27 protein-coding genes are annotated in these 24,090 nt (G+C 50.2%); 19 read left to right on the plus strand and 8 right to left on the minus strand.

Features of this window, described 5'->3' with window-relative positions:
• The first annotated feature begins 7 nt into the window (after window positions 1–7).
• The 10 genes from BCF53_RS04615 (at window position 8) to flhB (ending at window position 7,448) form a co-directional block, all read left to right on the plus strand.
• Window positions 8–346, plus strand: coding sequence for an Hpt domain-containing protein (locus BCF53_RS04615; protein ID WP_165901808.1), 339 nt, complete (start codon window positions 8–10; stop codon window positions 344–346).
• Window positions 347–414: 68 nt separating this feature from the next.
• Window positions 415–1,761 (plus strand): flagellar hook-length control protein FliK, encoded by a 1,347-nt coding sequence (locus tag BCF53_RS04620; protein WP_132700343.1) that lies wholly within the window; start codon window positions 415–417, stop codon window positions 1,759–1,761.
• 165 nt (window positions 1,762–1,926) lie between these two features.
• Entirely contained in the window at window positions 1,927–2,457 is a 531-nt protein-coding gene (locus tag BCF53_RS04625) for a flagellar basal body-associated FliL family protein (RefSeq protein WP_132700344.1), read from the plus strand.
• A gap of 10 nt (window positions 2,458–2,467) precedes the next feature.
• Entirely contained in the window at window positions 2,468–3,520 is a 1,053-nt protein-coding gene (gene fliM, locus BCF53_RS04630) for a flagellar motor switch protein FliM (protein WP_132700345.1), read from the plus strand.
• Between the two features lie 4 nt (window positions 3,521–3,524).
• On the plus strand, window positions 3,525–4,013 hold the full coding sequence (gene fliN / locus BCF53_RS04635; RefSeq protein WP_243645769.1) for a flagellar motor switch protein FliN: 489 nt from the start codon (window positions 3,525–3,527) through the stop codon (window positions 4,011–4,013).
• Window positions 4,014–4,025: 12 nt separating this feature from the next.
• Window positions 4,026–4,481, plus strand: coding sequence for a flagellar biosynthetic protein FliO (gene fliO, locus BCF53_RS04640; protein ID WP_132700346.1), 456 nt, complete (start codon window positions 4,026–4,028; stop codon window positions 4,479–4,481).
• Between the two features lie 70 nt (window positions 4,482–4,551).
• On the plus strand, window positions 4,552–5,247 hold the full coding sequence (fliP, locus tag BCF53_RS04645; RefSeq protein WP_132700347.1) for a flagellar type III secretion system pore protein FliP: 696 nt from the start codon (window positions 4,552–4,554) through the stop codon (window positions 5,245–5,247).
• 9 nt (window positions 5,248–5,256) lie between these two features.
• The gene (fliQ, locus tag BCF53_RS04650; RefSeq protein WP_132700348.1) at window positions 5,257–5,526 is read left to right on the plus strand and encodes a flagellar biosynthesis protein FliQ; all 270 of its coding nucleotides are present in this window, start codon (window positions 5,257–5,259) and stop codon (window positions 5,524–5,526) included.
• Between the two features lie 3 nt (window positions 5,527–5,529).
• A complete protein-coding gene (gene fliR, locus BCF53_RS04655) occupies window positions 5,530–6,306 on the plus strand; it encodes a flagellar biosynthetic protein FliR (RefSeq protein WP_132700349.1) in 777 nt (258 codons plus the stop codon).
• 8 nt (window positions 6,307–6,314) lie between these two features.
• Complete coding sequence (gene flhB, locus BCF53_RS04660; protein WP_132700350.1) at window positions 6,315–7,448, plus strand: flagellar biosynthesis protein FlhB; 1,134 nt, start codon at window positions 6,315–6,317, stop codon at window positions 7,446–7,448.
• A 21-nt stretch (window positions 7,449–7,469) separates the two neighbouring features.
• Here flhB and BCF53_RS04665 read toward each other — a convergent pair whose 3' ends face one another.
• The 3 genes from BCF53_RS04665 to BCF53_RS04675 form a co-directional block, all read right to left on the minus strand.
• Window positions 7,470–8,180 (minus strand): heparan-alpha-glucosaminide N-acetyltransferase, encoded by a 711-nt coding sequence (locus BCF53_RS04665; protein ID WP_165901809.1) that lies wholly within the window; start codon window positions 8,178–8,180, stop codon window positions 7,470–7,472.
• Between the two features lie 80 nt (window positions 8,181–8,260).
• The gene (locus tag BCF53_RS04670) at window positions 8,261–8,878 is read right to left on the minus strand and encodes a hypothetical protein (protein WP_132700352.1); all 618 of its coding nucleotides are present in this window, start codon (window positions 8,876–8,878) and stop codon (window positions 8,261–8,263) included.
• A complete protein-coding gene (locus BCF53_RS04675; protein ID WP_132700353.1) occupies window positions 8,853–9,185 on the minus strand; it encodes a hypothetical protein in 333 nt (110 codons plus the stop codon). The genes BCF53_RS04670 and BCF53_RS04675 overlap by 26 nt, the downstream gene beginning before the upstream one ends.
• 72 nt (window positions 9,186–9,257) lie before the next feature.
• Here BCF53_RS04675 and BCF53_RS04680 point away from each other — a divergent pair, with 72 nt between their 5' ends.
• Window positions 9,258–10,289: an NADP(H)-dependent aldo-keto reductase gene (locus tag BCF53_RS04680; RefSeq protein ID WP_132700354.1), complete on the plus strand. Its 1,032-nt coding sequence runs from the start codon at window positions 9,258–9,260 to the stop codon at window positions 10,287–10,289.
• Here the strand turns inward: BCF53_RS04680 and BCF53_RS04685 are convergent.
• Window positions 10,286–10,558: a PilZ domain-containing protein gene (locus tag BCF53_RS04685; protein ID WP_132700355.1), complete on the minus strand. Its 273-nt coding sequence runs from the start codon at window positions 10,556–10,558 to the stop codon at window positions 10,286–10,288. The genes BCF53_RS04680 and BCF53_RS04685 overlap by 4 nt on opposite strands.
• Before the next feature lie 29 nt (window positions 10,559–10,587).
• Window positions 10,588–11,361, minus strand: a complete 774-nt coding sequence (locus tag BCF53_RS04690; protein WP_132700356.1) for an MBL fold metallo-hydrolase — start codon at window positions 11,359–11,361, stop codon at window positions 10,588–10,590.
• Window positions 11,362–11,423: 62 nt separating this feature from the next.
• On the opposite strand from BCF53_RS04690, the gene yaaA reads away from it, so the two are divergent.
• Together yaaA and BCF53_RS04700 are read left to right on the plus strand one after the other, a co-directional pair.
• The gene (yaaA, locus tag BCF53_RS04695; RefSeq protein WP_341539405.1) at window positions 11,424–12,209 is read left to right on the plus strand and encodes a peroxide stress protein YaaA; all 786 of its coding nucleotides are present in this window, start codon (window positions 11,424–11,426) and stop codon (window positions 12,207–12,209) included.
• A gap of 57 nt (window positions 12,210–12,266) precedes the next feature.
• Window positions 12,267–12,857 (plus strand): YajG family lipoprotein, encoded by a 591-nt coding sequence (locus tag BCF53_RS04700; protein WP_132700357.1) that lies wholly within the window; start codon window positions 12,267–12,269, stop codon window positions 12,855–12,857.
• 74 nt (window positions 12,858–12,931) lie between these two features.
• On the opposite strand, the gene BCF53_RS04705 is transcribed toward BCF53_RS04700, so the two are convergent.
• On the minus strand, window positions 12,932–13,858 hold the full coding sequence (locus BCF53_RS04705; RefSeq protein WP_132700358.1) for a LysR family transcriptional regulator: 927 nt from the start codon (window positions 13,856–13,858) through the stop codon (window positions 12,932–12,934).
• Between the two features lie 317 nt (window positions 13,859–14,175).
• Here BCF53_RS04705 and BCF53_RS04710 point away from each other — a divergent pair, with 317 nt between their 5' ends.
• From BCF53_RS04710 to BCF53_RS04735, 6 genes are all read left to right on the plus strand, one after another.
• Entirely contained in the window at window positions 14,176–15,378 is a 1,203-nt protein-coding gene (locus BCF53_RS04710; protein WP_132700359.1) for a DUF5610 domain-containing protein, read from the plus strand.
• Window positions 15,379–15,430: 52 nt separating this feature from the next.
• Window positions 15,431–15,688 (plus strand): glutaredoxin family protein, encoded by a 258-nt coding sequence (locus tag BCF53_RS04715; protein ID WP_132700360.1) that lies wholly within the window; start codon window positions 15,431–15,433, stop codon window positions 15,686–15,688.
• A 57-nt stretch (window positions 15,689–15,745) separates the two neighbouring features.
• Window positions 15,746–16,441: a hypothetical protein gene (locus tag BCF53_RS04720; RefSeq protein WP_132700361.1), complete on the plus strand. Its 696-nt coding sequence runs from the start codon at window positions 15,746–15,748 to the stop codon at window positions 16,439–16,441.
• A 15-nt stretch (window positions 16,442–16,456) separates the two neighbouring features.
• On the plus strand, window positions 16,457–16,999 hold the full coding sequence (locus BCF53_RS04725; RefSeq protein ID WP_132700362.1) for a DUF6436 domain-containing protein: 543 nt from the start codon (window positions 16,457–16,459) through the stop codon (window positions 16,997–16,999).
• Window positions 17,000–17,075: 76 nt separating this feature from the next.
• A complete protein-coding gene (locus BCF53_RS04730) occupies window positions 17,076–18,005 on the plus strand; it encodes a chemotaxis protein (protein ID WP_132700363.1) in 930 nt (309 codons plus the stop codon).
• Window positions 18,006–18,063: 58 nt separating this feature from the next.
• A complete protein-coding gene (locus BCF53_RS04735) occupies window positions 18,064–18,858 on the plus strand; it encodes an MOSC domain-containing protein (RefSeq protein ID WP_132700364.1) in 795 nt (264 codons plus the stop codon).
• Here BCF53_RS04735 and BCF53_RS04740 read toward each other — a convergent pair.
• On the minus strand, window positions 18,848–20,743 hold the full coding sequence (locus BCF53_RS04740; protein WP_132700365.1) for a lytic transglycosylase domain-containing protein: 1,896 nt from the start codon (window positions 20,741–20,743) through the stop codon (window positions 18,848–18,850). The genes BCF53_RS04735 and BCF53_RS04740 overlap by 11 nt on opposite strands.
• Window positions 20,744–20,920: 177 nt before the next feature.
• Window positions 20,921–24,082 carry an efflux RND transporter permease subunit gene (locus BCF53_RS04745; RefSeq protein WP_132700366.1) on the minus strand — a complete coding sequence of 1,054 codons (3,162 nt, stop codon included), beginning with the start codon at window positions 24,080–24,082 and terminating at the stop codon, window positions 20,921–20,923.
• Window positions 24,083–24,090: the final 8 nt, after the last annotated feature.

Consider the following 24,090-nt stretch of genomic DNA (forward strand, 5'->3'; position numbering starts at 1 on the left):
CGTCGCTATGCAACTGATCGATTCGGACTTTCTGAATGAATTGCAGGAAATACTGGAAGATGAATTCTGCACCCTTATTAGGACTTATGTTAAAGACACCTCGGCGCGGGTTGATGTGCTGAAAGGTGCAATTCAAAACCAAGATACGACGTCGGTGTATGAGGTGGCCCACAGCATCAAAGGCGCCAGCCTTAATCTTGGTGTAACCGTGCTCAGCGAGCTCTGTCTGCAGGTTGAAACTGCAGCGCGTGAAGGCGATCTGACAGTCGCTGAAAGGCTGTTCGACACCATCAACACCAAGGCCTCTGAAACCTGCAGGGTCTTGCAGGAATCTTATTTATCCTAAGCCAGAAATAAAACTGGCCCTATGTTTGCTAAATTCGGTTGTAACTGTAAATACCGGAGTAAGGTTTCATGCTTCAACCGATGGTATCCCTATCTTCCGGCAGAGATGCCGGTGTAATCGATTCTGCCCGATCCGACGCCAATAGCGGCGTGACGGCCGATGCCCGGGCGGATCATTCAAGTTTTGATCGCTTAGTACGTGATTATCAGTCTGCTGATAAACAAATTCCTGCTATGAAAGAATTAGCCGCCGGCGTGAAGGATGCCAGCAGTAAAAGCGGTGAAAGCTCTCCGCTTTTGCCTGCTGCCGATGCCGAGTCGGACCCGCTGGACAATATCAACGATGACGAAGGGCTGATGTCCTATCTGATGGCAAATTCGGGTGCCGTTGCAGACTCCGGTGCATCCGACGCTTTGGGCAACCAGGCACTTGCCGGTGCGGCTATGGCGGAAACGCTGGATACCGAAACCGGTCTTCAGCTGCAAGCGGCCAACCTGGAACTGGCAACCGTTAGCGGTGAAGGTGAATCGCTGGATACAATCGGTCTCGATGGCGAACTGGCCAATGGCCAGGGGCTGACTCAGCAGGGCGGCTTGCTTGAGGGCGTAAATGCAAAGGGCTCTGAAGCGGCAGTCAGTCAAAGCCGGCTGAGCGGAGAGAAGACGACTGCCGAGCAGGTGCTGAATAGCACATCGATATCAACGGACGCTGCCAAACAGAATTTAGCCACGGCGCAAACGACTCAGGCATTGAGTGAAGATGCGGTGCTGGAACAGAACCAGCAGGTGCTATCCCAGCAGGGCTTGAAGGACTCGGCCAAACAGGTGGATATCAACCAGAGTCAGATGCTGGCGCAGCAGGGTGCAGATGCCGATGAGCTGCTGGATGCCGGTTTGGAAAAGAACCTGCGCACACCGGCCGACATGCTTCATTCTTCCAATGTTCAGGCTAAAAACCAGCCCAGTCTCGATCTGCAGAACATTCAGCAGGGCGATAATTTTAACCGCCCAATGAGGCTGGCTAATGCTGCCACGGCTTTGTCTGAGCGTATTCAGACGATGATCAGCAGTAATACCCAGAACGCGACCGTACGACTGGACCCTCCGGAGTTGGGGTCGATGGAAATTCGCATACAGGTAAAAAATGATCAGACCCATGTGCAGATCATTACTTCATCTGCCCAAACCCGGGAGGCCCTGGAGCAGCAGTCTGTTCGATTACGTGAAGCTTTGGTGGATCAGGGGTTGAACCTGTCGAACCTGGATGTTTCTGATCAGCAGACACAGGAACGTTCCGGTAACGGTGAATCCGGTTCCGGTCAGCGGGGCGGAGGTTTGCTTGGCGAGGGCGAGCCGCTGGATGAGCCAGAATCTATAGTGTCAACAACGCTGGGCTTTATTGATCAGTATGTGTAAAACCGTGGCAGAAAATTGACGAATCATTCTCAGGGTCCACACAATTAGCGCCAAAGCCTTATAGGCGTAGGCTGCAGAGGCTGATCTGGTCTAGACTTAGCATCATTGAAAAGTCTGTGGCACAGCCATTGCTTAGTAGGAACTGGAATAACGATAGGAGCCATCATGGCCGAAGAAGACGTCCCTGAAGCCGAAGAAGGTAAGAAGAAGGGCGGTAAGCTCAAGTTAATTATTTTGATTGTTGTTGGTGTGCTGTTAATCGCCGCGCTGTCTATTTTTGGCACCTGGTTCATGCTGAAAGATAAACTGGCTGGCCCGGATGATATGAGCATCGACGAAATGGCAATGTCAGATCCGTCGCTTTCTGCTGAGCAGGGCGAGGCGCTCTATTTTGCGATGGACCCGGCATTCATTATTAATTACACCAATGGCGGCAAATCCCGTTTTTTACAGGTGGAGTTAACCCTGTTAACGCGTGACCCGGAAGCCTTGGCTGTTATTGAGCAGCACAATCCGTTAATCCGGAACAATCTGCTGGATGTTTTCAGCATGCAGGACATCAGCATGCTGGCCACTGCCGAAGGTAAACAAAAGCTGGCTGAAGAGCTGGCCGCCGCGGTACAGGCTATATTAGATGTTGAATTAGGACGGCCCGGCGTAGAGTCCGTTCTGTATCGTAGTTTCATTATTCAATAGGAAGTCCGCAGTGCAAGACTTGTTATCGCAAGACGAAATTGATGCGTTACTTCATGGCATAGATGACGGGGCTGTCGAAGAGGATGATGGCCTTGATGCTGATGGCGTAAAATCGTATGACCTGACAACCGAAGACCGGATTGTCCGTGGTCGTATGCCCACGCTGGAAATGATCAATGAGCGTTTTGCCCGTTACACCCGTATCAGCATGTTTAACTTCCTGCGCAGAAGTGCGGATGTATCTACCGGTGGTATTCAGATTCTGAAATTCGGCGAATACGTGCATACGCTTTACGTGCCTACCAGTCTGAATCTGGTTAAGGTTCGTCCGTTACGGGGTACGGCACTGTTCATCCTTGATGCAAAGCTGGTCTTTAAGCTGGTTGATAACTTTTTTGGCGGCGATGGCCGGCACGCAAAGATTGAAGGCCGCGAATTTACACCAACGGAAATCCGCGTGGTGCAAATGGTGCTGTCTCAGGTTTTTGAAGATATGAAAGAAGCCTGGGGTGCGGTTCTGGACATCGATTTTGAGTATGTCACCAGTGAAGTAAACCCGGCGATGGCAAATATTGTGTCACCCAGCGAGGTGGTCGTTGTCAGCACTTTCCATATTGAGCTGGATGGTGGCGGCGGTGATCTGCACATGACATTGCCGTATTCGATGATCGAACCGGTGCGTGAAGTTTTGGATGCCGGTGTTCAGTCGGATGTCGATGAAATCGATGAGCGTTGGGTAGAGTCGTTACGCACCGATATTCTCGATGCCACCGTGCCGACCAATGCCATTATTGCCAAGCGAAGAATTAAATTGCGCGAGCTGGTTGGTTTGCAGGCAGGCGACGTTATTCCCATCGATATGCCGGATACCATTACCCTTACGGCCAATTCTATTCCGGTATTTGAAACCAAGCTTGGGCAGTGTGGCGAGAATCTGGCGCTGCGCGTTGAAAGACCGGCGGTTAAACCGAAGCGTGATACCGGCGACATGAAATCAAGAATATTAGGGCTGCGCGAAAAACACCGCCAAGAGCAAGCGCAGGCCAGTTCAACAAAGGAATAAAACAATGGGTGATGATGAAGTGACAAATGGCAACAAAAAAAACGGTAGCGACTCATTGGATATTGACGCAAACGCTCTGGCCGATGAAGTAGCGGCAAGTGCCGATGATCAGGCTCTTGCAGACGAGTGGGCTGCTGCGATGGAAGAGTCGGGTGATGCCGAAAGCTCTGAGCCGGAAGTCGCACCACTGGAGCAGTTTGCCAGTACATCGGGTCAGGAATTCGACGAGGACAACCCAAATCTGGATGTCATTCTGGATATTCCGGTGACCATCTCCATGGAGGTGGGCTCAACAGAGATTCCGATTCGCAACCTGCTGCAACTGAATCAGGGCAGTGTCATCGAGCTCGATCGTCTGGCCGGTGAGCCGTTAGACGTTCTGGTCAATGGTCGCTTAATTGCCCACGGCGAGGTTGTGATGGTAAACGAAAAATTTGGTATTCGATTAACCGATGTAGTCAGCCAGCAGGAACGGGTAAAACGGTTGCGTTAATCAGGGTGCATTATGAGCAGGCTAACTAAAAAGAGTTATATAGCTGTCGCGGGGGTGCTGTTTTCGGCACCCGTTCTTGCGCAGGTAACCGGGCCACAATTTGATCAGGATTACACCAAAGTATTTTTGATGCTTGTGATCGTAGTTGGCCTTATCTTTGCGTGTGCATGGTTGATACGACGAATGTCTGGCGGCATGGGTGTCAATCAGAAACACCTTCGGGTTTTGTCGGTGATGCCATTAGGTACACGCGAGAAAATCATGATCATTAAAGCGGCGAATGAATACCTGTTGATAGGCGTAACGCCTACCGGAATTCAAACACTGCATCGGTTTGAAGAACCAATCGATATAAACGACACACTCATCGCCAGCCCTTTCGCCGACCGATTAAAAGGTATTTTAAAGGGTTTAGATAGTGATCCATTGGCCAAGCACCGCAAGTCTACTGACCATCCGGAAAATTAGCTTCCGCAGCCTGAGAGCATACAGGCTGTGGTTTTGTTGTTTAACCGTATTAACGCTCTTCTCGTTAAGCATGGCGGCCCAGGCCGCCGGCATCCCGGCTATTGAATTAGAAACGACCCCTGAAGGCGGCACCCGTTACAGTGTCACCCTTCAAATTCTGGCGTTGATGACGGCGCTGGGTTTCCTTCCCGCTATCCTAATAATGATGACCAGCTTCACGCGTATTGTGGTGGTGTTCGCGATTCTGCGTCAGGCAATTGGCTTGCAGCAAACGCCGTCCAATCAAATGCTGATTGGCTTAGCGCTGTTCTTAACCTTTTTTATTATGTCTCCGGTTTTCAACCAGATAAATGCCGAAGCCTTGCAGCCCTATCTGGCTGAAGAGATGGCGCCGGTTGACGCCGTAAATACGGCAATCGAGCCGCTTAAAAAATTCATGTTAGCCCAGACCCGTGAAAGCGACCTTATGCTGTTTATGGAGTTGGCTGACAAGGTTGGCCAAATCGAAAGCCCAGAAGACACGCCGCTGACTATTCTGATGCCGGCATTTGCAACCAGCGAATTAAAAACAGCCTTCCAGATAGGCTTCCTGCTGTTCATTCCGTTTTTGATCATCGATCTGGTCATCGCATCGATCTTAATGGCCATGGGTATGATGATGCTGTCACCCATTATTATTTCGCTGCCGTTCAAGATTATGCTTTTTGTTTTGGTAGATGGCTGGGCAATGGTGATGGGTTCCGTCGCTGCCAGCTTTAATCTTTAAGGAGTTGATATGGACGCACATAGCATTGGCGATATCTTTTCAGAAGCGCTGTTTATTGTGGTAACGATGGTCAGCGTCATTATTTTGCCAAGCTTGTTTGTTGGCCTTGTGGTGGCCACCTTTCAGGCGGCAACGCAAATTAACGAACAAACCTTAAGCTTCCTGCCAAGATTATTGGTAACGCTGTTGATGATGATTGTCGCCGGCCCGTTCCTGGTGAACAAGATGATTGATTATGCCAATGAGATTTTCATTAATATTCCCACCCTGATTGGTTAGCCTGTGTATCTTATAACCGATGAGTTAATTGCCAGCTGGGTCAGCCACTTTATGTGGCCATTCATTCGCCTGAGCTCATTTTTTATCATCGTCCCGGTGCTGGGTTCGCGGCTGATCCCTGCGCGTATCCGTATCGGCTTGGCACTGGTGATTACTATTCTGGTTTATCCGCTTCTGCCCGAAATGCCGGTGCTCGAAGCTGTAGATATTCAAACGTTCATACTCATTTTTGAACAGATTATCATTGGCTCCACGCTCGGCTTTATGGTTTTTGTGCTTCTGCAGATATTCATCCTGGCCGGGCAAACCATCTCCATGCAGATGGGCCTGGGTTTCGCCTCAATGGTCGACCCTGCCAACGGTGTTTCGGTTGCGGTTCTGTCGCAGTGGTATCAGGTTCTGGTGACACTGGTGTATCTGGCAATCAACGGGCATCTGCTGACACTGCAGGTCGTGGTTGAATCCTTTTATAGCCTGCCAATTGGACAGGGGCTGTTTACGACAGATTCCTGGTTCGCTCTGGCAGAGTTCGGTGCCTGGCTGTTCCGGGCGAGTTTGATGTTGGCGTTACCGGCTATCAGCTCATTACTGCTGGTGAATATTTCTTTTGGTGTCATGACCAGAGCAGCGCCACAGTTAAACGTATTTGCGCTCGGCTTTCCAATTACCATGTTGGCGGGTCTGGTTGTGGTTTGGGTCAGCTATTCTGCAGCTGCAGATCTGGTTGAGCAGTTCCTTGGCGTTCACGTTAACGTGATGCGCTCGTTAGTTGGGCAATAGGCGGCGAGATGGCTGAAGATACCTCCCAGGAAAAAACAGAAGAACCCACGGAGAAACGCAAGAAGAAAGCCAGGGAAGAGGGCAACGTTGCCCGTTCGCGTGAGCTTAATACCAGCCTGATTCTGATCGTGGCGGCGTTTGGCTTCCTGTTTTTCGGGCCAATGGCGGTGCGCTCACTCATGTCGATTATGGCCTTGTGCTTTTCATTTGACCCGCGAGCCAGCTGGGATACCGACATCGTTGGTGAATACCTGCACGGCTCAATGAAAGACATTTTCACTGCAATCTCACCGATCTTTGCCATGCTGTTTATTGCAGCTTTGGTTGCACCCATCAGTATGGGTGGCTGGAATTTCTCTAGTAAAGCGATTATGCCTAAAGGGTCGCGTATGAACCCGCTTTCCGGCCTTAAGCGCATGTTCTCCATCAACTCATTGGTGGAGCTGCTGAAGGGTTGGGCAAAGGTTCTGATTGTGGCCGGTATTGCCATTCTGGTGTTGGTGGGGTTAAAGAACGACTTCCTTTCGATGATTTTTCAGCCCACTGAAAATGCCGTCAGCCACGCTGCGAAACTGATTGCCTGGTCTTTTCTGCTGATTGTCTCCAGTACGGTCTTGATTGCCATTGTTGATGTGCCTTTTCAGATACACAGCCATAAGAAGAAACTCCGCATGACCATGCAGGAGATTAAAGATGAATACAAAAATACTGAGGGTAAGCCCGAGGTAAAAGCCAAGGTTCGTCAGCTGCAGCGCGAGATGGCGAATCGCCGAATGATGAAAGATGTGCCGGAAGCCGATGTCATCATCACCAACCCAACTCACTATGCCGTTGCCCTGAAATACAAACCCAATGAAATGCCGGCCCCGATCATGGTGGCCAAGGGTGCTGACAATATTGCCTTTAAAATCCGGGAGATCGGTGAAGAATACAATGTGCCGGTATTACAGATTCCGTCGCTGGCGCGGTCTATTTACCACAACACTGAAATTGGTGCGGCAATCCCGGAAGGGCTTTATATCGCCGTAGCGCAGGTGCTTGCCTATATTTACCAGGTCGATCAATGGAAGCGTGGCCGGTCGAAAGAGCCGCCTAAGAAGCCTAACTATCCGATCCCTGAAGATCTGAGAGCGGATGAATAGGCGTGGCGCCGTAAGCAGGCCCTAATGAAAGACTTTGTTCAGTAGCCATGCCAGCGCAAACAGTGGTGGCTGGTGCACCAGATAAAATACAAAGGCGTGCCGGCTCAGCCAATTAATCATCGGATTAAAAACCGATAGTGGCAGGGCTTTTATGCCCCAGCACTTTTTATAGCCAACATAAATACCAATGTAGACCATGCCCAACCAGGGAATCAGCCGGGTTAAATCGACGGTGCCACGCGGCAGGTGCAGCACGGTTCGGTACTTCAAATACAGGAAGTGCAGGTTAAACCAGTCTGTCAGGTTGAACAGAACAAAGATGCTCACGCCAATAATCGCGGCAATAACGGGAAGCCTTAACAGCGGCAGGCTGAGCACAGACGCGACAAAAATGAAGTGCAGTACACCGAACCATACCCAGGTTTTAGGGTACATAAAGTAAGTTGAAAGGGTAATGAACAGGGCACCCGCGGCAATTTTCCCCAGCCGGATCGCAAACTTACGCCATTGTATTACCGGCGTATGGGCGGAATACAGGCCGGCACCGATGGCAATAAAAAACAATGTAACGATGACAAAGCGGTACCAGCTGAAGAAGCCGCCGTTTAATTTGAAGGTAATGAAGTCGAAAACGCTCAGGTCATAGCAGAAGTGGAAGACAGCCATTAAAAGCACGGCGATGCCGCGAAATTGATCAATAAGCTGCAGTCGGGTCTTTGGCTGGTTTTGCATCATGGCATGCCTGGCGGAAATCAGCGGGCTATTGTACTGGGTTTCGTGTGACAGTTGGTAGCTGCAGGGTGAACATGGTTTTAAAAAGACTGCAATGGCTGTGCAGGCTCGGTTGCCATGGTGGTGATTGATCGTGCAGGGATGTAATGAATCTGGTGATGCGGCTCGTTATTGTTCCAGGCCAGTTGATGAATCATAACCGAGGCATCGGTTTGCCACTGGGTTTTCAGTATCAGCCTGTCGGCAGCCAATTCATTAACCATCGGCGCGTTACTTTGCAGAGCGTTGTCAGGCGCGCGGTGAAGTTGCTGGTTCATGCTGGCGGGTCCGTATTGGCTGGTCATCAGGCTGACTATGGTCTGATACTGGCGCAGCGCCCGGGCAAAATCGAGCCGGTTTTGTGGTTTGAAGATAAACCGGCCTTTGGTCAACCGGTTATCTGAAAACTGGTAAACAATTCGGGCGGTATCGATACCGTTAATATTAACACTGTAGATGAGGTAATCAGCTTCGCCAAACGGCGTAAGATTGCTGCGTGTTTCCAGCTGTTTGATCTCGGTGGCGGTCATTCCCCAGTTGGCCACACCAAAGTCGGCTGAATAGGTTAGAGCGCTGGCCAAAAGGGCACTGAGGAAAACCAGTGGCTTGAGTATCAGCCACTGGTGAAGAGGTTTAGTTGAACATATCCAGTAATTCATCGCCACTCAACTGATTGAAGTCTTTTTTCTGCTTTTCTTTCTTTTCAGGCTTTATGTCGGCAGTCTGGTGGGTTTCTTCAGCCTTTTTCAGGCGTTCACGAATTTTATTTTGGCCTGAAGTGGTGTCTTTCAGGTTATTTTCTTCCAGATAGCGCTGATAAGCCGACTTCTGCTTCTTTTTGTGCTTTGCCAGGCGGTTATGGCTTGGAATTTTTCCAAGTTCCCCTTCTTTGATGAAGTCTTTCTTGGAGCCGGTTTTTATACCAGCTTTGCCTTTCATACGGCGGGATTTTTTTGAACGGGACATGGAGTGCCTATATTTCTGTATTTGAAAGTGCTTATTATAGCCAGATTCAATCAACAATCATCGGGGTTTAGTATGGAATATCGTCAGTTAGGGCGAACCAATCTGAAAGTTTCTAAGTTATGTCTGGGTACCATGACCTTTGGCGAGCAAAATACGGAAGCAGAAGCGCACGAGCAAATGGACTATGCGCTTGCCAATGGCATTAACTTCTTTGATGCCGCAGAGATGTACCCTGTTCCGCCAAAGCCTGAGACTCAGGGCCTGACGGAGCAATATATTGGTAGTTGGTTTGCCAAAACCGGCAACCGCGATAAGGTTGTTATGGCAACCAAGGTTGCTTCCAGCGGTATGAATCATATTCGCCCGAATGCCGATTTGCGTGCTGATGAGATCGTTGGCGCCGTTGAAAAAAGCCTGAAACGGCTGCAGACAGACTATATCGATCTTTACCAGATACACTGGCCAAGCCGCCCAACCAATTTCTTTGGCAAGCTGGGCTATGTTTACCCGGATGGAGATAACGGCGTTGCCATTGATGAAACGCTGGAGGCCTGTACCCGCCTGGTGCAATCCGGGAAGGTGCGCCATATTGGCGTTTCTAATGAAACCCCGTGGGGTGTTGCTGAATATTTACGCCTTTCCCGAGAACAGGATTTGGCCAGAGTCGCCTCCATTCAAAACCCTTACAACCTGCTTAACCGCACCTTCGAAATAGGCCTGGCAGAGTTCGCCCGTCAGGAACAGGTGGGGCTGTTGGCGTATTCGCCACTGGGAATGGGCTTGTTGACCGGAAAGTACCGACATGGCGCACGCCCGGCAAATGCGCGATTAACGCTCTTTACCCGCTTTCAGCGCTATATGACGGATCTGGCCGCGGAGGTGACCGAGCAATACCTGCAGCTGGCAGAGCAACATGAGCTCAACCCGGCACAGATGGCGTTGGCGTTTGTCAGTGACCGGCCGTTTGTCAGCAGTAACATCTTCGGTGCCACCACCATGGAGCAACTGAAATTGAACATCGCCAGTGCCGAGCTGAAGTTGAGTGATGAGGTGTTACAAGGGATTGAGGCCATCCATATGGCGCAGCCGAACCCGTGCCCTTAGTTGTTGTTCAGTTTTAAGCCTATGGTGTCACCGTCGATCCTGACCACATCCATAGTCAGTTCCGGGCTGTCGAAAGGCAGCCCAAGCACCTTGGTTTTCACAGACATTCCAATCTGCCATTCAATATTGCCCTGCAATGGCAGCTGAATACCTATGCCACCGTCAGAGATATCCCAGGTTTTTGTTTTGGTTTGCCGGCCATCTTCCAGTGTGACCTGTAATTCCATGGCAATGGCGGTACGCAGGTGCTTTCGTTTTTCATGAGTCATAGTTTAAATCTGTTTCCTGATCCCTTTGTTTACCACTGATCTCTGAGGTGACGGAGTTCAGTAAATCTGGCTTTTCGGTTTGGCGCGCATTTCGTCATTGAACACACTTCTTCTGAGTCTAGACGCAAAAACAGGTTGTATGCCATTTCCTGGTGCCAGGTCTGGACTGATCGGCTATCCGGGGTTTGCTTTGCAACGTTTAAGAGGGTGGTTTTTGCTTCTTCCAACTGCGGGCAATAGTGCAGGGTAAACTTAAGGTTGGTTTCAATGTAGTCGTGCCCGGTATATATCCGGCAGCCGGGTGTCAGCCACTTGTGCAGTTTTTCAATGCTGTCATAGAGTTCATCGACATTGCCGGATTTAATATTGCCGACGCCCGCATTAAACAGCGTATCCCCCGCAATAATAAAATCGCTCTCTGGTGCCTGCTTATTTAAATACAAATAAACGCCATGACCCGCAATATGGCCCGGCGTCAGTAAGTGGGTTATGGCTTGCTGGCCTATAAAAAGCTGTTGCTCATCCTCCAGCCAATGGTCCGCATCGACCTTGCCTTTACAGGTAACCGGTGCATATACCGGGGCCTGCGTTGCCGCTTTCAGTTTGGCAACATCTTTAATATGATCCCCATGTTCATGGGTAATCCAGATTTGTGTGATCTTCAGGTTGTTGCGTTCGGCAACATCGACGAGAAAGGCAGCGTCGAAGGGATCAACTGCTGCGGCTTCACCGGTCTGCTCGCTGTATACCAGATGGTTGTAGTTGGCGAAGGAGCCTGGCACAAAGGTTCGAATGACGTCCATAAGCTATCCGTGTATTGTGTTTATCATGTAATTTGTAATTGAGTTTAGAGGTTCTGTAACTAATGTTGAAGATGCTGGCAATTATCTCGCCTGCTAAAAAGCTGGATTTTGAAACTGAATCGCCCGTAAGCGATGCAACCGACTTTCGTTTTGCCGAAGAAGCACAAGCGCTGATTGCTCATCTGCGTGACTACAGTACAGATGAGATTAAAAAACTGATGAAGCTGAGTGATGCACTGGCAAGCCTGAACGCAGAGCGTTACGCCAGCTGGCACCCGGTGATGACCGAGCAGAACAGTAAGCAGGCGCTGTTTGCGTTTAAGGGCGATGTCTATACCGGTATGAGTGCCGATACCTTTACCCAACAGCAGATTACCGATGCTCAAAGTAAGCTGCGAATCCTTTCTGGCCTTTATGGTTTATTGCGCCCGCTGGACCGCATTCAGCCTTATCGCCTGGAGATGGGTACAAAATTAAAGACTGAGCAGGGTAGTAACCTGTATCAGTTCTGGGGCTCTAAGCTGACAGACCAGTTGAATCTGGATATCGACGAGGTTCAGGCAGACATGTTGATTAACCTGGCCTCTAATGAGTATTTCAGTGCGGTTCAGGCCGACAGGGTGAAGGTTCCTGTTATTACGCCGGTCTTCAAAGACGAGAAGAATGGCGAATACAAGATTCGTTCATTTTTTGCAAAGAAAGCGCGTGGCATGATGGTTCGTTATATATTGGATGAATCGCCAACCAGTGAAGAAGCACTGAAGAAGTTCAATTACGGGGGGTATCAGTTTGAGCCGGCTGAATCCAATGCAACGACCTGGGTGTTTAAGCGGCCAGAAAAAGCCTGATAACCCTGCGGCGGCCATTTCAGACAGGTAAATAGTTAAAGTCCTTAGGAGCGATACATGCATTCTGTTTTTAAACGCTGGCAGGAAGCAGCAGCACTTACTCTGGTGATCACCCTTGCCGGCTGTGCGCAGCTTTCACCGCAGTTGTTGACCTTTGAATCTACAGTCGGGGCTGAAGAGGTTGTGAATGCACCGGTTACCATGACCGTTGCGGTTGTTGATGATCGTGCAGAACAAGCGATTGGCTACCGTGGAGGCATCTATTCCGATACCTCGGTTATAGAATCCAAACAGCCACTGGCAGAGCAGATAAAAAAGATAGCATCCGAAGCCTTCAGGGCGGGCGGGGCGGAAATTACCAATGTCTTTCCGCAGTTTGATGTGCAGATTTCAATCGACGAGTTCAGTTATGTTTCTGAAGATGTTAAGACCGGTATAAAACGCTCTACCGGAGCGGCCAGGTTAGGCATTCTGGTAACCAGTGGGCAGGGAACATTCAGGAATAGCTTCAAAACCAGCGAATACATTGAAACGCTGGGTTACCCCAGTGAAGAGAAAAACGAAGAACTGCTGAAGAATATCTTTAATTCGGTTATGGAGCGCATGTTGAGCGACCCCGAATTAGAATTGTTTTTATCAGAGTATTAGTGGCGCATGGCCCACTAACGTTAACAAAAAAAGCCGGTTAACAAATAACCGGCTTTTTTTGGTTTTAAACCCCACTAGCCCCGGGCTTTGCTGGCCTGCAGGTCGTCCAGATTATTTTCTTCAAAATAACTCGCCATAAAGTCGACAAAGGCACGGCTCTTCGCTGAGAGATAGCGGTTTTCCGGGTAGACCACGTGGATGGTTCGAACCGGGAAGTTAATTTCCGGTAGAATCTGCACCAGCCTGCCGGAATCCAGATGTTCACGAATGAGATACAGTGGCAGAGCGGCGATACCCATGCCATTCAGCGCAGCTTCGCACAGAGTATCCAGATCGTTCACGGTAAAGCGGCGCTCTTTGTTTGCCAGCCCGGCTTCTTTGATGAAGCGTTTAATCCAGCGGGGTTCGGCGAAATCTATTCCGGATACCATCAGAATATGGTGGTTAACCAGCTCACTGAGTTCCTGTGGTGTTGAGTGAGCCTCAAGGTACTCTTTAGAGGCCGTCAAAATAACCTTTTGTCTGGCAACCGGGCGGGCGACCAGGCGGCTGTCCTGCAGAGAGCCGAGGTGAATGGCCAGATCGATACCTTCACGGACCAGATCGAGGCCCTTATCGGCCAGTGTCAGATCAAAGTTCACGTTCGGGTACTGCTGCAGAAATTCAGCAAATATCTTCATCATCATGGCCCGGCCGAAGGTCGGTGTTGCTGATATTTTCAGCGTTCCCTGCGGCGAGGTTTCCAGATCCTTCACCATATGTTCGGCTTCTTCCAGATCTTCAAGCAAGCGACTGCAGCGGTTATAGAACAGCTGGCCGGCTTCGGTTGGACTGACAGAGCGGGTTGTTCGGTTTAACAGCCGCACTCCCAGGCGATCTTCTAAGAGGCTGATCTGCTTACTGACCGCAGATGGCGTTAAACCCAATTGGTGGGCAGCGTTAGTGAAGTTATTGGCTTTAACCACTGTGGTGAAGATGATGAGGGAATCCAGGCGTGCCATTAATCCATTCCTGTTAGATGGTCTTTGATGAATCTGATCTATAAAACGTCTTCGAATGATAATGTCTATATTGGCGTTAATCTATAGGAATTGTTGAAAAATATTTAATAATCGAAAAGCAGAGTCTGTGTCTGTTTGAGCAGACGCCTGCAACGCCGGAATGTGTGCAAAATGAGGATCTTAGTTACAAAACGACACTAAACTGAGCTGTAGCAAATGAGTAGCGGGCCGCTAACACTCTTAACCATTATTGAGGCTTGCTGGAGTGCATGGTTGTTGGAGCATGCGGCGTATCTGAAGCGGCCTGGAGGAAAAACATGCACTCAAGTTCCATTGGATCTAATTCCAGCTTTGAAAGCTACAGCTATCAGTACCGCAGCCGTTCTGAGTCTACCAGTCAGCAGGTGTCGCAAAAGCGCGATGTGGCTGAAGCCAAAGAGGTAGAAAAAACCGAAGCAAGCTCGTCACGCGCCGAAAATTTCAATGTATCTCAGCTGGTCGATACCCTCTACAGCTTTACCTCATCACGGGTCACTGAAGCTCAGGCTAATGGTGCCAGTGAGGAGGAGATTTCAGCGCTTTGGGATGACGCACTGTCTGGCATAGAGAAGGGTTTTGGAGAAGCGAAAGATATTCTCGAAGACATGGATTTGCTGGACGAAGATCTGGAAATGAAAATCAACTCTGCCTATGGCCAGATTGTCGATAAAATTGAGCAGCAAAAATCCGGTGAAGCGGATGTTGCAGCCATGGTTAGCGACGCGATTGTTGATGAGACAGCGCCTGAAAGCACTGAGCCTGCGCAAGCTGCCGCAACACCGGTTGCCGCGGACAGCGATGACAATAACGGTATGCAGGCACTGAACGTCAATGAGCGACTGATTGATAAATTGTCTGACTTGCCCGTTGTTAATGGGCAGACGCTCAGCCGTGGCGGTCGGCTGGATATAAGCAGCAGCTACTATCAGAGCCAGACCTTCTCGCTGGATATTAAAACTAGCGAGGGCGATACCATTCAAATTCGCTCAGCGACAGAAGATTCCGGTTATTTCGAAAGTTTATCGCGAGGTCGTTCACTTTCTACCCAATGGACAACAGAATCTTCCAGTGGCTATAGCCTTTATATAGAAGGTGACCTGAACGAGCAGGAATTGGCCGATCTCGATGCACTGCTGGCAGATGTCAACAGCCTGGCAAATGAGTTCTATAACGGCAGCCTGGATACCGCCTTTGAAATGGCTTCTTCTATAGGCATCGATGGCAGCAGTTTAAGCAGCATGAACCTTTCAATGAGGGAGGTTGAGTCTTACGGCACGACAATGTACGAGTCGAATTCACCAAGATCATCGAGAGTGCCTCAGGGCCTTGAGCCGCTCAAAGAGTATGCTGAAAAGCTGATTGAACAGCAGCAGCAATGGCAGGAACGGTTGAATTCACGTGAAGGGTTATTGTCTGCGCTGATGAACCATCCGCGTGCCCAAAATGATTTGGGCGATTTCGCGAAACAAGTATTGGCGTGAACCCGTTCTCATTTTATGGATAATAAGCCGATCTTTCTGCGGCTTATTACCCATGTTTATTCTTTATTTTACCTCCGGATGTCACCTTTGCGATTTAGCTGAACAGCAGATCGCGCAATTCAATGGCACTCATCCCAATGCAATTTCCTACCGGAAAGTCGAAATTTCTGAAGACGACAGCCTCGTTAAAGAGTACGGCAGCAGGATCCCGGTTATTCAGCACCCGGCTATCCAGGCCACTCTGGATTGGCCTTTTAATCAACCGGATCTGGAAAATTTGCTAAAGCAAATTAAGCTAAAAGTAGAATGATGGTATTAAAAGCCCGCAGGCATCGTTAGCGCCTGAATTTTTTAAAAGGAATCTGCTGTGAAAAATCTGATTTTACTCCTGGTTGTTGTTGGTTTCGCTGGTTGCGCTTCGCTGCCACCCAAAACAGCGGCCATTCATGATGCACTGGTGACTGAATCTGCACTGAGACAGGCAACAGAAAGCTGTGCTTTTGTCGATTATGAAACCAAGCGCCTGGCCGAGCGCTCTCACGTTGAATGGTTGCAGCGTAACGAGGAATATATTGGTGCCGCCGATTGGGGTTTGCTGGAGCTGACCTGGGAAGATGTTCCAGAGGGTGTAGAAGATCAGCGTGCGGTATTGGCCATGCAAATGCTGGAGCTGATCCAGCAAGATGGCACATCCCAAAAGGCCAGCTGGCTCGGTGACAGCGCAGGTAAAAACGATTGCGAAAGCCTGTACGAAAAGGTGAATAAAGGTAAGCTGGACTTAAACGCAGATAAAGACAATGCCGCCTATTACAATGAAATGAGCGCTAAGCGCAAAGACTTATCGAAAGATGCCGACGCAGCCCGCAGTATTAATAATAAGTACCGTGGTTATGGTCGATCGCTCATTATTGCTGAAAAGGCGCTTAAGGCCCAAAGCTGTTCATCACCTAAGGTCTCTATGATCAGAAATTCCTGGCCGCTGGAGGTTTACGATGCTGTCTGCAGCGATTCAGAATATAAACTGGTGCAATGTGAGTGGGGCCGCTGCGTGGTCAAACAATAACCGGGGAGTATTCGTTTGAGGCTGAAAATTTGGTCAGCTGTTGTTTTTCTGCTCATTAGCCTGCCATTGGCAGGCTCTTATCTTTTCAATAAAACCCACGTTGGCTGGTTGATTGAATCGGTTCCGGACTCTATCGCCTATAAAGATAACTGGCAGACAATAATCAATAACCTCACTGAAGTAGAGCATCCGGCGGTGATTCACCTGTTGCCGGAGAATTGCCTGTGCCGGGTGTTGTCGGCAAAGCACGCCGGGCAAATCACTGTTCAGGCGCAGTCCGCCGGTTTTAATGTGTTTCAGCTGAACAGTGGTGACAGCAGCTTAGGGCAGCGGGTTTCCGCACCGGATATCAACACGCCATTCAGCCCGGCTATTGCAATAACAAGGGACGACGGCACTCTGGCTTATGTTGGCGCTTACAGTGATGGAATACGCTGTAACACCGGAACCAGCATGGTTGATCAGTTTCTGGAAAGCCCGGCCTCGCTGCCAGCCCGCACGGTGGTTGGCCTGGATGTGCAAACCTGCCGTTGCCTGAATTCTGCCGGCCATCTGTGACTGGTTGAATTTAAGCTACACTAGGGGCTACTGCTGTGTTGTTGTACAGCCTTTTAGCAATTAAGTGAGTTACCTGATGTCTGAAATTCTAAAAAATGTAGACAGCCGCACCAATCTGGTTGGGCAAAACCGGTTAGAGCTGTTGATGTTCAAACTGGCCGGCCGACAGATATTTGCCATCAACGTATTCAAGGTGCAGGAAGTTCTGACATTGCCGCAGCTGACTTTAATGCCGCACCGCAATGCCTCGGTTATCGGGGTTGTGCACTTGCGCGGGCGTTCTCTGCCGGTCATTGATTTAAGTCTGGCTATTGGTATGCGGCCTATTCAGTATGATGAAAACTCAACCATTATTGTTACCGAATACAATTCAACGGTTCAGGCCTTTCTGGTTGGCTCTGTCGACAGAATTGTCAATTTAAACTGGGAGCAGATAATGCCGCCGCCAAGCGGCGCCGGGCACCGGCACTACCTGACGGCTATCACTCAGTTGGAAGAAAAGATCATCGAAATTATCGATGTTGAGAAGGTACTGTCCGAAATTTCACCACTGAGCACTGAGCTGCCCGACCACATTTTAGAAGACGATTTTGTCGATAAACTGCACGGTAAAGAAGTCATTATGGTGGATGACTCTTTAACCGCTCATACGCAGGCCAAGGCTATTTTTGACAAGCTTGGCCTTAAGGTTCATCAGGCGATGGATGGTGAAGCCGGTTTAAGGTTGTTGAAAAAACTGGCGGAGCAAACCAGTGGGCCAATAACCGACAGGATATTACTGGTGGTGACCGATGCTGAAATGCCAAAGATGGATGGCTACAGGCTGACCACAGAGATCCGCTCTGATCCGGAGCTTAAAGATTTATATATCGTGTTGCATACGTCGCTGAGCGGAGCTTTTAACCAGGCGATGGTTGAAAAGGTTGGCTGTGATCAGTTCCTTTCCAAGTTCAAGCCCGAAGAGCTGGCAAGAATTGTCAAAGATCGGGTAGAGCAGGAGAGCTGAATTTTTTGCAGCGCCTCGTTTATGAATTAGATACTATTATCCGAAAACGAGGCTGCTTATGTCACCCATATACATTCAACAACTTTTTATCTATCCCATCAAATCCATGGGCGGTGTTGCGGTTCCTGCAATCGAATTTACTGAGTTCGGGCCAAAAAATGACCGCCGCTACATGCTGGTCGATTCCAAACACAGGTTCCTGACCCAACGTTCTCACCCGATCCTCGCCCAGTTTAAGCTGTCTGCAAAAGACGGGGGCTGGGTGGTTAAATTTGATAACAGAGAATCGCCGGTCATCTACCCAGAGCAGTGCTCTGACGATGTGTTTGAGACCAAAGTTTGGAAGACTCCTATTCAGGTACGAGAAAAATGCCAGGATATTTCCGGCTGGTTTTCTGAGCAGCTGGATGAGCTGGTCAAACTGGTTGAGTTTGATGATCTTGAATCCCGCTATCAGCAGATAGACGGGCACAAAGCACCGCTGGCTTTTGCCGATGGTTATCCTTTGCTGATATGCAACTCTGATTCCCTAACGGCTCTGTCTAAGCGAGTGAACTGCAACCTTTCTATGCGTCGTTTTCGCCCCAACGTTGTCGTTTCAATGCAGGCAAATGCCGAGTTTATTATCTCGTCCTTTACCACGGATGGCGGCGAATTGTTATTAGGCCCGCCTTGCGTACGCTGTAATATTCCGGCAATCGACCCTGAAACCTCGGTCTATCAAGCAGAATTGCACAAGCAAATGAAAGCCGAACTGCTGCGCGATGGCAGAGTGGTTTTTGGTGTGAATGCAGCAGCCAGTCACCTTAAAAAGCTAAGCGTCGGTGACGAGCTGACTCCGGTTATTGGTTAGCCGCGATAAGTTCATTCGGTGCAGTCCAGGCGGTAAGGTTCCAGCCTGTGTTTCTGGTTAAGGCGTATATCTGGCTGTACGCCAACACTGATTTAACGTAGTTGCGTGTCTCATCAAACGGAATGCTTTCAATCCAGATAACCATTTCGTGCGGAAATCTATCCTGCCACGCTTCTACACGGCTGGGCCCTGCATTATAAGCCGCGGTTGCGTAAACCGGGTGTTGAAACTCATCCAGCAGTTCGCGCAAATAATGGGTGCCAATGACTATGTTGGTGTAAGGGTCGAAGAGGTCTTCCGTACCGCTATAAGTCAGGCTGAATTTCTGTGAGGTGGCTTTTGCCGTGGCTGGCATAATTTGCATTAAACCCAGCGCACCTGCAGGGCTGACAGCCATGCTGTCAAACCGGCTTTCCTGGCGCATAACGCCATACACCCAATACTGCGGCAGCTGTAAGCTGTCGGCGTTGAACTCGACAATCGGTCCAAAGGCATCCGGGTAGCGTAAGTGGATGAGGTCGTAGCGACCGCTCCAGCCGGCAGACTGTGAAGCCTTGGCGTACCAGCCCCAACTTAACGCCAGTTCTCCGGCTGCGTGCTGGGTCTGGTCATTCTGATTTCTGACCCAAAGATTCCATTCAACCTGTGCGCGTAAAGTCTCCCCACTTAAATAGAGCGCCTTGGCACGCTTCAGAGAAGGTATTTTATTCAGGCTGGCAATATCGACCTCTGAATAGTTGTTAGATACCTCCAGCGTTGGCTGTGTACCTAATACCCCTGCGGCCAGGTAGCCGTAATAGAGGCGCTTTTTACTCAGCTCAATCAGCGGGTTATCGGGCTGCAGGGCTCCGCTGTTCTTATAGCGGGCAAAACCATACCAGTACTGCCATTGCGATGATGTTTTCAGGCTGGGGTGCAACTGATCATAAAGCTGTTCAACGCGCTGGTAGTCTTTGTCGCTCAGGGCAATCTGCAGTCGCCAGTGCTGCATTGTTTCGTCCGATTTTTCCGGGTCGGCAATGGTCAGCCAGTAGTCTGCCTCGGGCAGGGCCAGCTTGGCCATTGCGATGCCCAGGTACTCGGAAGCCTCCTGTACCTCGGCTGAGCCGATGTTTGGCGTTGCCTTAACAATCTGCAGCCACAGGTTTGAGGCAGAGCGAGGATCCTGATAGGCCATTCGGTTGACCGCTGCCAGCGCGAGCTCACGTTTTTGCCTGGAGTTGGGATCATAGTTTTTGTTGAGGATGTTTTTCGGCTCGTTATACACCTCAATTAAAAATTGACTGAGTGCCTGATAGTTTTCACTGGTGTAATACTGATCCAAATAGCGCAGCAGTGAGCCATTGCGCTGATAAAAAGCCAGAATCTGCCGGTGCCAGACTTTTTCTTCTTTGTCTGCCTGCTCATCTAACCAGGCGATAAAGAAAGGATCGCATTGCTCCGGTTGTGAATTGCCGGTGTCCCACAGCGTTTCAATTTTCTCTGCCGGGATGGATTTATTGAGTTGTTGCCGAGCCGCGAGGTAATAGCAGGAAAGGGCGGCGTCACTGCTGTTTTCAAAGGATTGTTCAATATGCTGCCAGTCTTCCCTCCGAATCAGCTCCTGCTGCCATGCCGGTAGAAACAGCCAGGCCGCGGCCGCGTTTTGTTTGCCATCAAGGAAGCTTTCAACCTTCTTTGTGGATACGGTTTCGATGTTCTTTTCTAGCCACATTCCGTAGATATGTGGATATAGGACATGACCTTGCCATTGCTTCAGCGCTTTTTCGCTGAGTTCATGGCCTTTGATGATCTCCTGTATGTCCTGAAAAGACTGTTCTGAGGTATAGGCAACAGGCTGAGCTGAGACCAGCAGTAAAAACAGAGTGCTTGCTAATAATTTCATTGGATGACGATGTTCGGTGACAAATATAGCTAAAGGCTAATAGTGGCCCGGAGGAAAGCAAGTAACTAAAGGTAGTAAGTGGCTAAATAGTCATAATTTACATTCAGACAGGCCGGATGAGTGTCCGGTGCCCGGAAGAGCCGGGTAAGGGCAAGGCCGGTGCCTTGCCCTTAGCGATTATCCGCGTTTGAACAGCCGGCGGAGCCAATTGAAGAAGCGACCGATGTCGCGGTCGATAAAGATCAGCATGCAGGGTGTCAGCACCAGTGTCAGTACCGTTGCAAAGGTGAGGCCGCCGGCAATGGCCGTTGACAGCTGTGTCCACCATTGTGCAGAAGGCGCGCCGACCGACATTTCCCTGCCCGGAATATCAATGGTCAACTGCATCACCATGGGCACCAAGCCAAGAATGGTGGTGATGGTCGTCAGCAGAACCGGCCGGGCCCGCTGGGCACAGGTGACCAGTGCCGCTTCAATCGGCTCAATGCCCTGGTTTCGGATAACATTGTAGGTATCAATCAAAACAATGTTGTTGTTCACCACTATTCCGGCCAGAGCGATAATGCCTACGCCACTCATAACAATGCCGAAAGGGTGGCCTGTGACCACAATGCCCACCAGAACACCAAAGGTGGATAAACCAACGGCAGAGAGGATCAGCGCGGTCTGCTTCAGGCTGTTAAATTGCGTAACCAGAATTATGATCATGACAAACAGTGCCACAAAGAAGGCCTGCATCAGGAAGAGCCCGGTTTCCTGCTGATCTTCCTGATCACCGACAAAACGGAAGCTGACATCTGCCGGCAACTCGTTGTTTTCATACATCTGCATCAGCTGCTTTTGTATATCGGCGATTACAAAGCCAACCTGCTCACCCGGCAAGAGGTTTGCCTCAACATCCAGTGTCAGCTTGCCATCTGTGCGGAAAATATCACCCTGCTGGTTTTGCGCCTTGCGCTCAATAAAGTTGCTGATTGGTACCTGCTGCCCCTGAACCGTTACGGTCAGACGGTCAATCTGATCCAGATCGCGGCCATTGAAGGGGTAGCGCGCGCGGATATCCACTTCATCATCAGCGTCATCGGGGCGGTAGGAGCCGATCTTCAGACCATTGGTAATCATTTGTATGGAGGAGCCAACGACTGAGATGTTGGTGCCAAACCGCGTTGCTTTTTCCCGGTCGACCTTGATTTCCCATTCCAGGCCATCCAGAGGACGGTTGTCTGCAACCTCTTTAAAACGTTCGTCTTTCTTCAGCAGGGAAACTACGGTTTCAACGGCGTCATACAGGTGTTCTGTGCTGTCTGAAATAAACTGCAGTTGAATATCGATGCCGGTTGTCGGCCCCATCTGCGCCTGCTTGGTTTCAACCACAATACCGCTGAGATCGGTCGTGGCATCAACGGCATTATTCAGGATGACCTCTGTGGGTGGCCGTTGCGGTGTCCAGTCGTCAAACTCGATAAAGAGAATGCCGATGGTGTCGGCTCGGTAGCTCATCATGCCGGATGATGACGCAGCCGTGGTCACCGTGGTGGTCACGGTTTTAATGTAATCCACATCCAGAATTCTGGACTCGACCCGTTTAACCAGCGTATCCCGCTCGGCCAGCGATAGATTGCCCCGCGCCCGAACAACGATTGAGCCGAAATCGGCGTCAACCTGCGGGAAGAACTCAACCCCTGGCTTGCGGGCCATAAAGGCAACCAGAATTATGAAAATGAGTACGGTTACCAGCACAATTGAGAGCCAGGAGCGCTTCAGAAGCCAGCCAATAAAGGCTACATAGCCACCCAGCAGACCGGGTATTTTATGGAATTCCCGATGTTCAATTGCGTCGATCGAGATCTGCTGTTTTTGGGTCACCGGTAGCGGTTTGCCAAACAGGAAGCCGAACGCGGGTATGGCGATCAGCGCCATTATCAGAGACGCAGACAGCGTAATTAATACTGTTTTTGGCAGGTAACCCATAAACTCGCCGGCAATGCCAGGCCAGAACAGCAGCGGCATAAATACCGCCAGCGTGGTGGCGGTGGAAGAGATGATCGGCCATGCCATGCGCGTGGCTGCCTCACGGTAGGCGGTTTTACGGTCTGCGCCTTCCGACATTCGGCGGTCTGCGTATTCAATAACAACGATAGCGCCATCTACCAGCATGCCGACTGACAGGATCAGCGCGAACAGCACCACGATATTCAGTGTAATGCCGAGGATCGACAGGGTAAGAATGGTCGCCAAAAAAGAAGACGGGATGGCAATGCCGACCAGCACGGCGCTGCGGAAGCCCAAAGCCCAGACAATCACCACAAATACCAGCAGGGTGGCCAGCATGACGGAGTTAAACAGGTCGCTCAGTTGCTGCTTAATGCTGACCGAGTTGTCTTGAGTATAGGCGATACTGATGCCTTCCGGCCAACCCGGAGAGGCCTGTTCAACAACCTCTTTTACTGCGTCGATGGTCTCAATAATGTTCTTGCCGACCCTTTTAGATACCTCCAGCGTTACTGCCGGCTGGCCGTTCACGCGGGAGAAGGTTTCCGCATCCTTATAGGTTCGTTGGGCGACGGCAATGTCTCTGAAATGGACGATGGTATCGCCATCGGTTTTCACCGGCAGGCTCAGGATATCTTCTTCGGTTTCAATTAATCCGGGAACTTTAAAGGCAAATCGACCGGCACCGGTATCCAGATTGCCGGCTGTAATCAGCTGGTTGTTGCTGGCCACCAGGCTGTACAGTTCGGCGTGAGAAATGTTGTAGCTGGCCATCAGCGCCGGGTCGATGATGATTTCTGCCACCTCGTCCCGCAGGCCGTTGATCGGCGCTTCCAGTACGCCGGGCAGAGCTTCGATACGCTCCTGTAAATCTTCAGCCACCCGGAACAGTATCCGTTCGTCGACATCACCGGCTAAAGAGATATTAATAACCGGGAATTCAGCGAGGTTAATTTCCTGGACTATGGGTTCATCGGCTTCGGTTGGCAGGCTGCCCTGAGCAGTGTCGACGGCCTCGCGTACGTCCACCAGAGCATCATCGATGTCGATGTCTACCTCGAACTCCAGTGTGATGGCGGCATGGCCTTCACTGGCGGTACTGACGATTTCTTTCACCCCGTCAATGCTGCTCAGCTCTTGCTCCAGTGGTCGTACCAGTAGCCGGTCTGAGTCTTCAGGTGAGATACCCTCCAGACTGGCACCCACATAGACGTAGGGTACGGTGATATCGGGCTGAGCCTCTTTGGGTATGGAAATGAGCGCTGAAATACCGGAGAGCAATACCAGTAAAAAGACCAGCAGAACGGTTCTTGATCGGCTCAGTGAGCCTTTGATGACTGAAACCACTGTGAAGG

The sequence above is a fragment of the Reinekea marinisedimentorum genome (assembly GCF_004341165.1).
Taxonomy (GTDB): Bacteria; Pseudomonadota; Gammaproteobacteria; order Pseudomonadales; family Natronospirillaceae; genus Reinekea; species Reinekea marinisedimentorum.

What these genes read in the sequence shown, in the direction of transcription:
- BCF53_RS04665 (WP_165901809.1), bottom strand. Translation starts at nt 8,180, where the DNA reads ATGCAAAACCAGCCAAAGACCCGACTGCAGCTTATTGATCAATTTCGC.
- fliO (WP_132700346.1), top strand. Translation starts at nt 4,026, where the DNA reads ATGAGCAGGCTAACTAAAAAGAGTTATATAGCTGTCGCGGGGGTGCTG.
- BCF53_RS04715 (WP_132700360.1), top strand. Translation starts at nt 15,431, where the DNA reads ATGTTTATTCTTTATTTTACCTCCGGATGTCACCTTTGCGATTTAGCT.
- yaaA (WP_341539405.1), top strand. Translation starts at nt 11,424, where the DNA reads ATGTTGAAGATGCTGGCAATTATCTCGCCTGCTAAAAAGCTGGATTTT.
- fliP (WP_132700347.1), top strand. Translation starts at nt 4,552, where the DNA reads ATGGCGGCCCAGGCCGCCGGCATCCCGGCTATTGAATTAGAAACGACC.
- BCF53_RS04680 (WP_132700354.1), top strand. Translation starts at nt 9,258, where the DNA reads ATGGAATATCGTCAGTTAGGGCGAACCAATCTGAAAGTTTCTAAGTTA.
- BCF53_RS04705 (WP_132700358.1), bottom strand. Translation starts at nt 13,858, where the DNA reads ATGGCACGCCTGGATTCCCTCATCATCTTCACCACAGTGGTTAAAGCC.
- flhB (WP_132700350.1), top strand. Translation starts at nt 6,315, where the DNA reads ATGGCTGAAGATACCTCCCAGGAAAAAACAGAAGAACCCACGGAGAAA.
- BCF53_RS04700 (WP_132700357.1), top strand. Translation starts at nt 12,267, where the DNA reads ATGCATTCTGTTTTTAAACGCTGGCAGGAAGCAGCAGCACTTACTCTG.
- BCF53_RS04690 (WP_132700356.1), bottom strand. Translation starts at nt 11,361, where the DNA reads ATGGACGTCATTCGAACCTTTGTGCCAGGCTCCTTCGCCAACTACAAC.
- fliN (WP_243645769.1), top strand. Translation starts at nt 3,525, where the DNA reads ATGGGTGATGATGAAGTGACAAATGGCAACAAAAAAAACGGTAGCGAC.
- BCF53_RS04710 (WP_132700359.1), top strand. Translation starts at nt 14,176, where the DNA reads ATGCACTCAAGTTCCATTGGATCTAATTCCAGCTTTGAAAGCTACAGC.
- BCF53_RS04675 (WP_132700353.1), bottom strand. Translation starts at nt 9,185, where the DNA reads ATGTCCCGTTCAAAAAAATCCCGCCGTATGAAAGGCAAAGCTGGTATA.
- BCF53_RS04615 (WP_165901808.1), top strand. Translation starts at nt 8, where the DNA reads ATGCAACTGATCGATTCGGACTTTCTGAATGAATTGCAGGAAATACTG.
- BCF53_RS04735 (WP_132700364.1), top strand. Translation starts at nt 18,064, where the DNA reads ATGTCACCCATATACATTCAACAACTTTTTATCTATCCCATCAAATCC.
- BCF53_RS04685 (WP_132700355.1), bottom strand. Translation starts at nt 10,558, where the DNA reads ATGACTCATGAAAAACGAAAGCACCTGCGTACCGCCATTGCCATGGAA.
- BCF53_RS04670 (WP_132700352.1), bottom strand. Translation starts at nt 8,878, where the DNA reads ATGAATTACTGGATATGTTCAACTAAACCTCTTCACCAGTGGCTGATA.
- BCF53_RS04625 (WP_132700344.1), top strand. Translation starts at nt 1,927, where the DNA reads ATGGCCGAAGAAGACGTCCCTGAAGCCGAAGAAGGTAAGAAGAAGGGC.
- BCF53_RS04620 (WP_132700343.1), top strand. Translation starts at nt 415, where the DNA reads ATGCTTCAACCGATGGTATCCCTATCTTCCGGCAGAGATGCCGGTGTA.
- BCF53_RS04740 (WP_132700365.1), bottom strand. Translation starts at nt 20,743, where the DNA reads ATGAAATTATTAGCAAGCACTCTGTTTTTACTGCTGGTCTCAGCTCAG.
- fliQ (WP_132700348.1), top strand. Translation starts at nt 5,257, where the DNA reads ATGGACGCACATAGCATTGGCGATATCTTTTCAGAAGCGCTGTTTATT.
- BCF53_RS04730 (WP_132700363.1), top strand. Translation starts at nt 17,076, where the DNA reads ATGTCTGAAATTCTAAAAAATGTAGACAGCCGCACCAATCTGGTTGGG.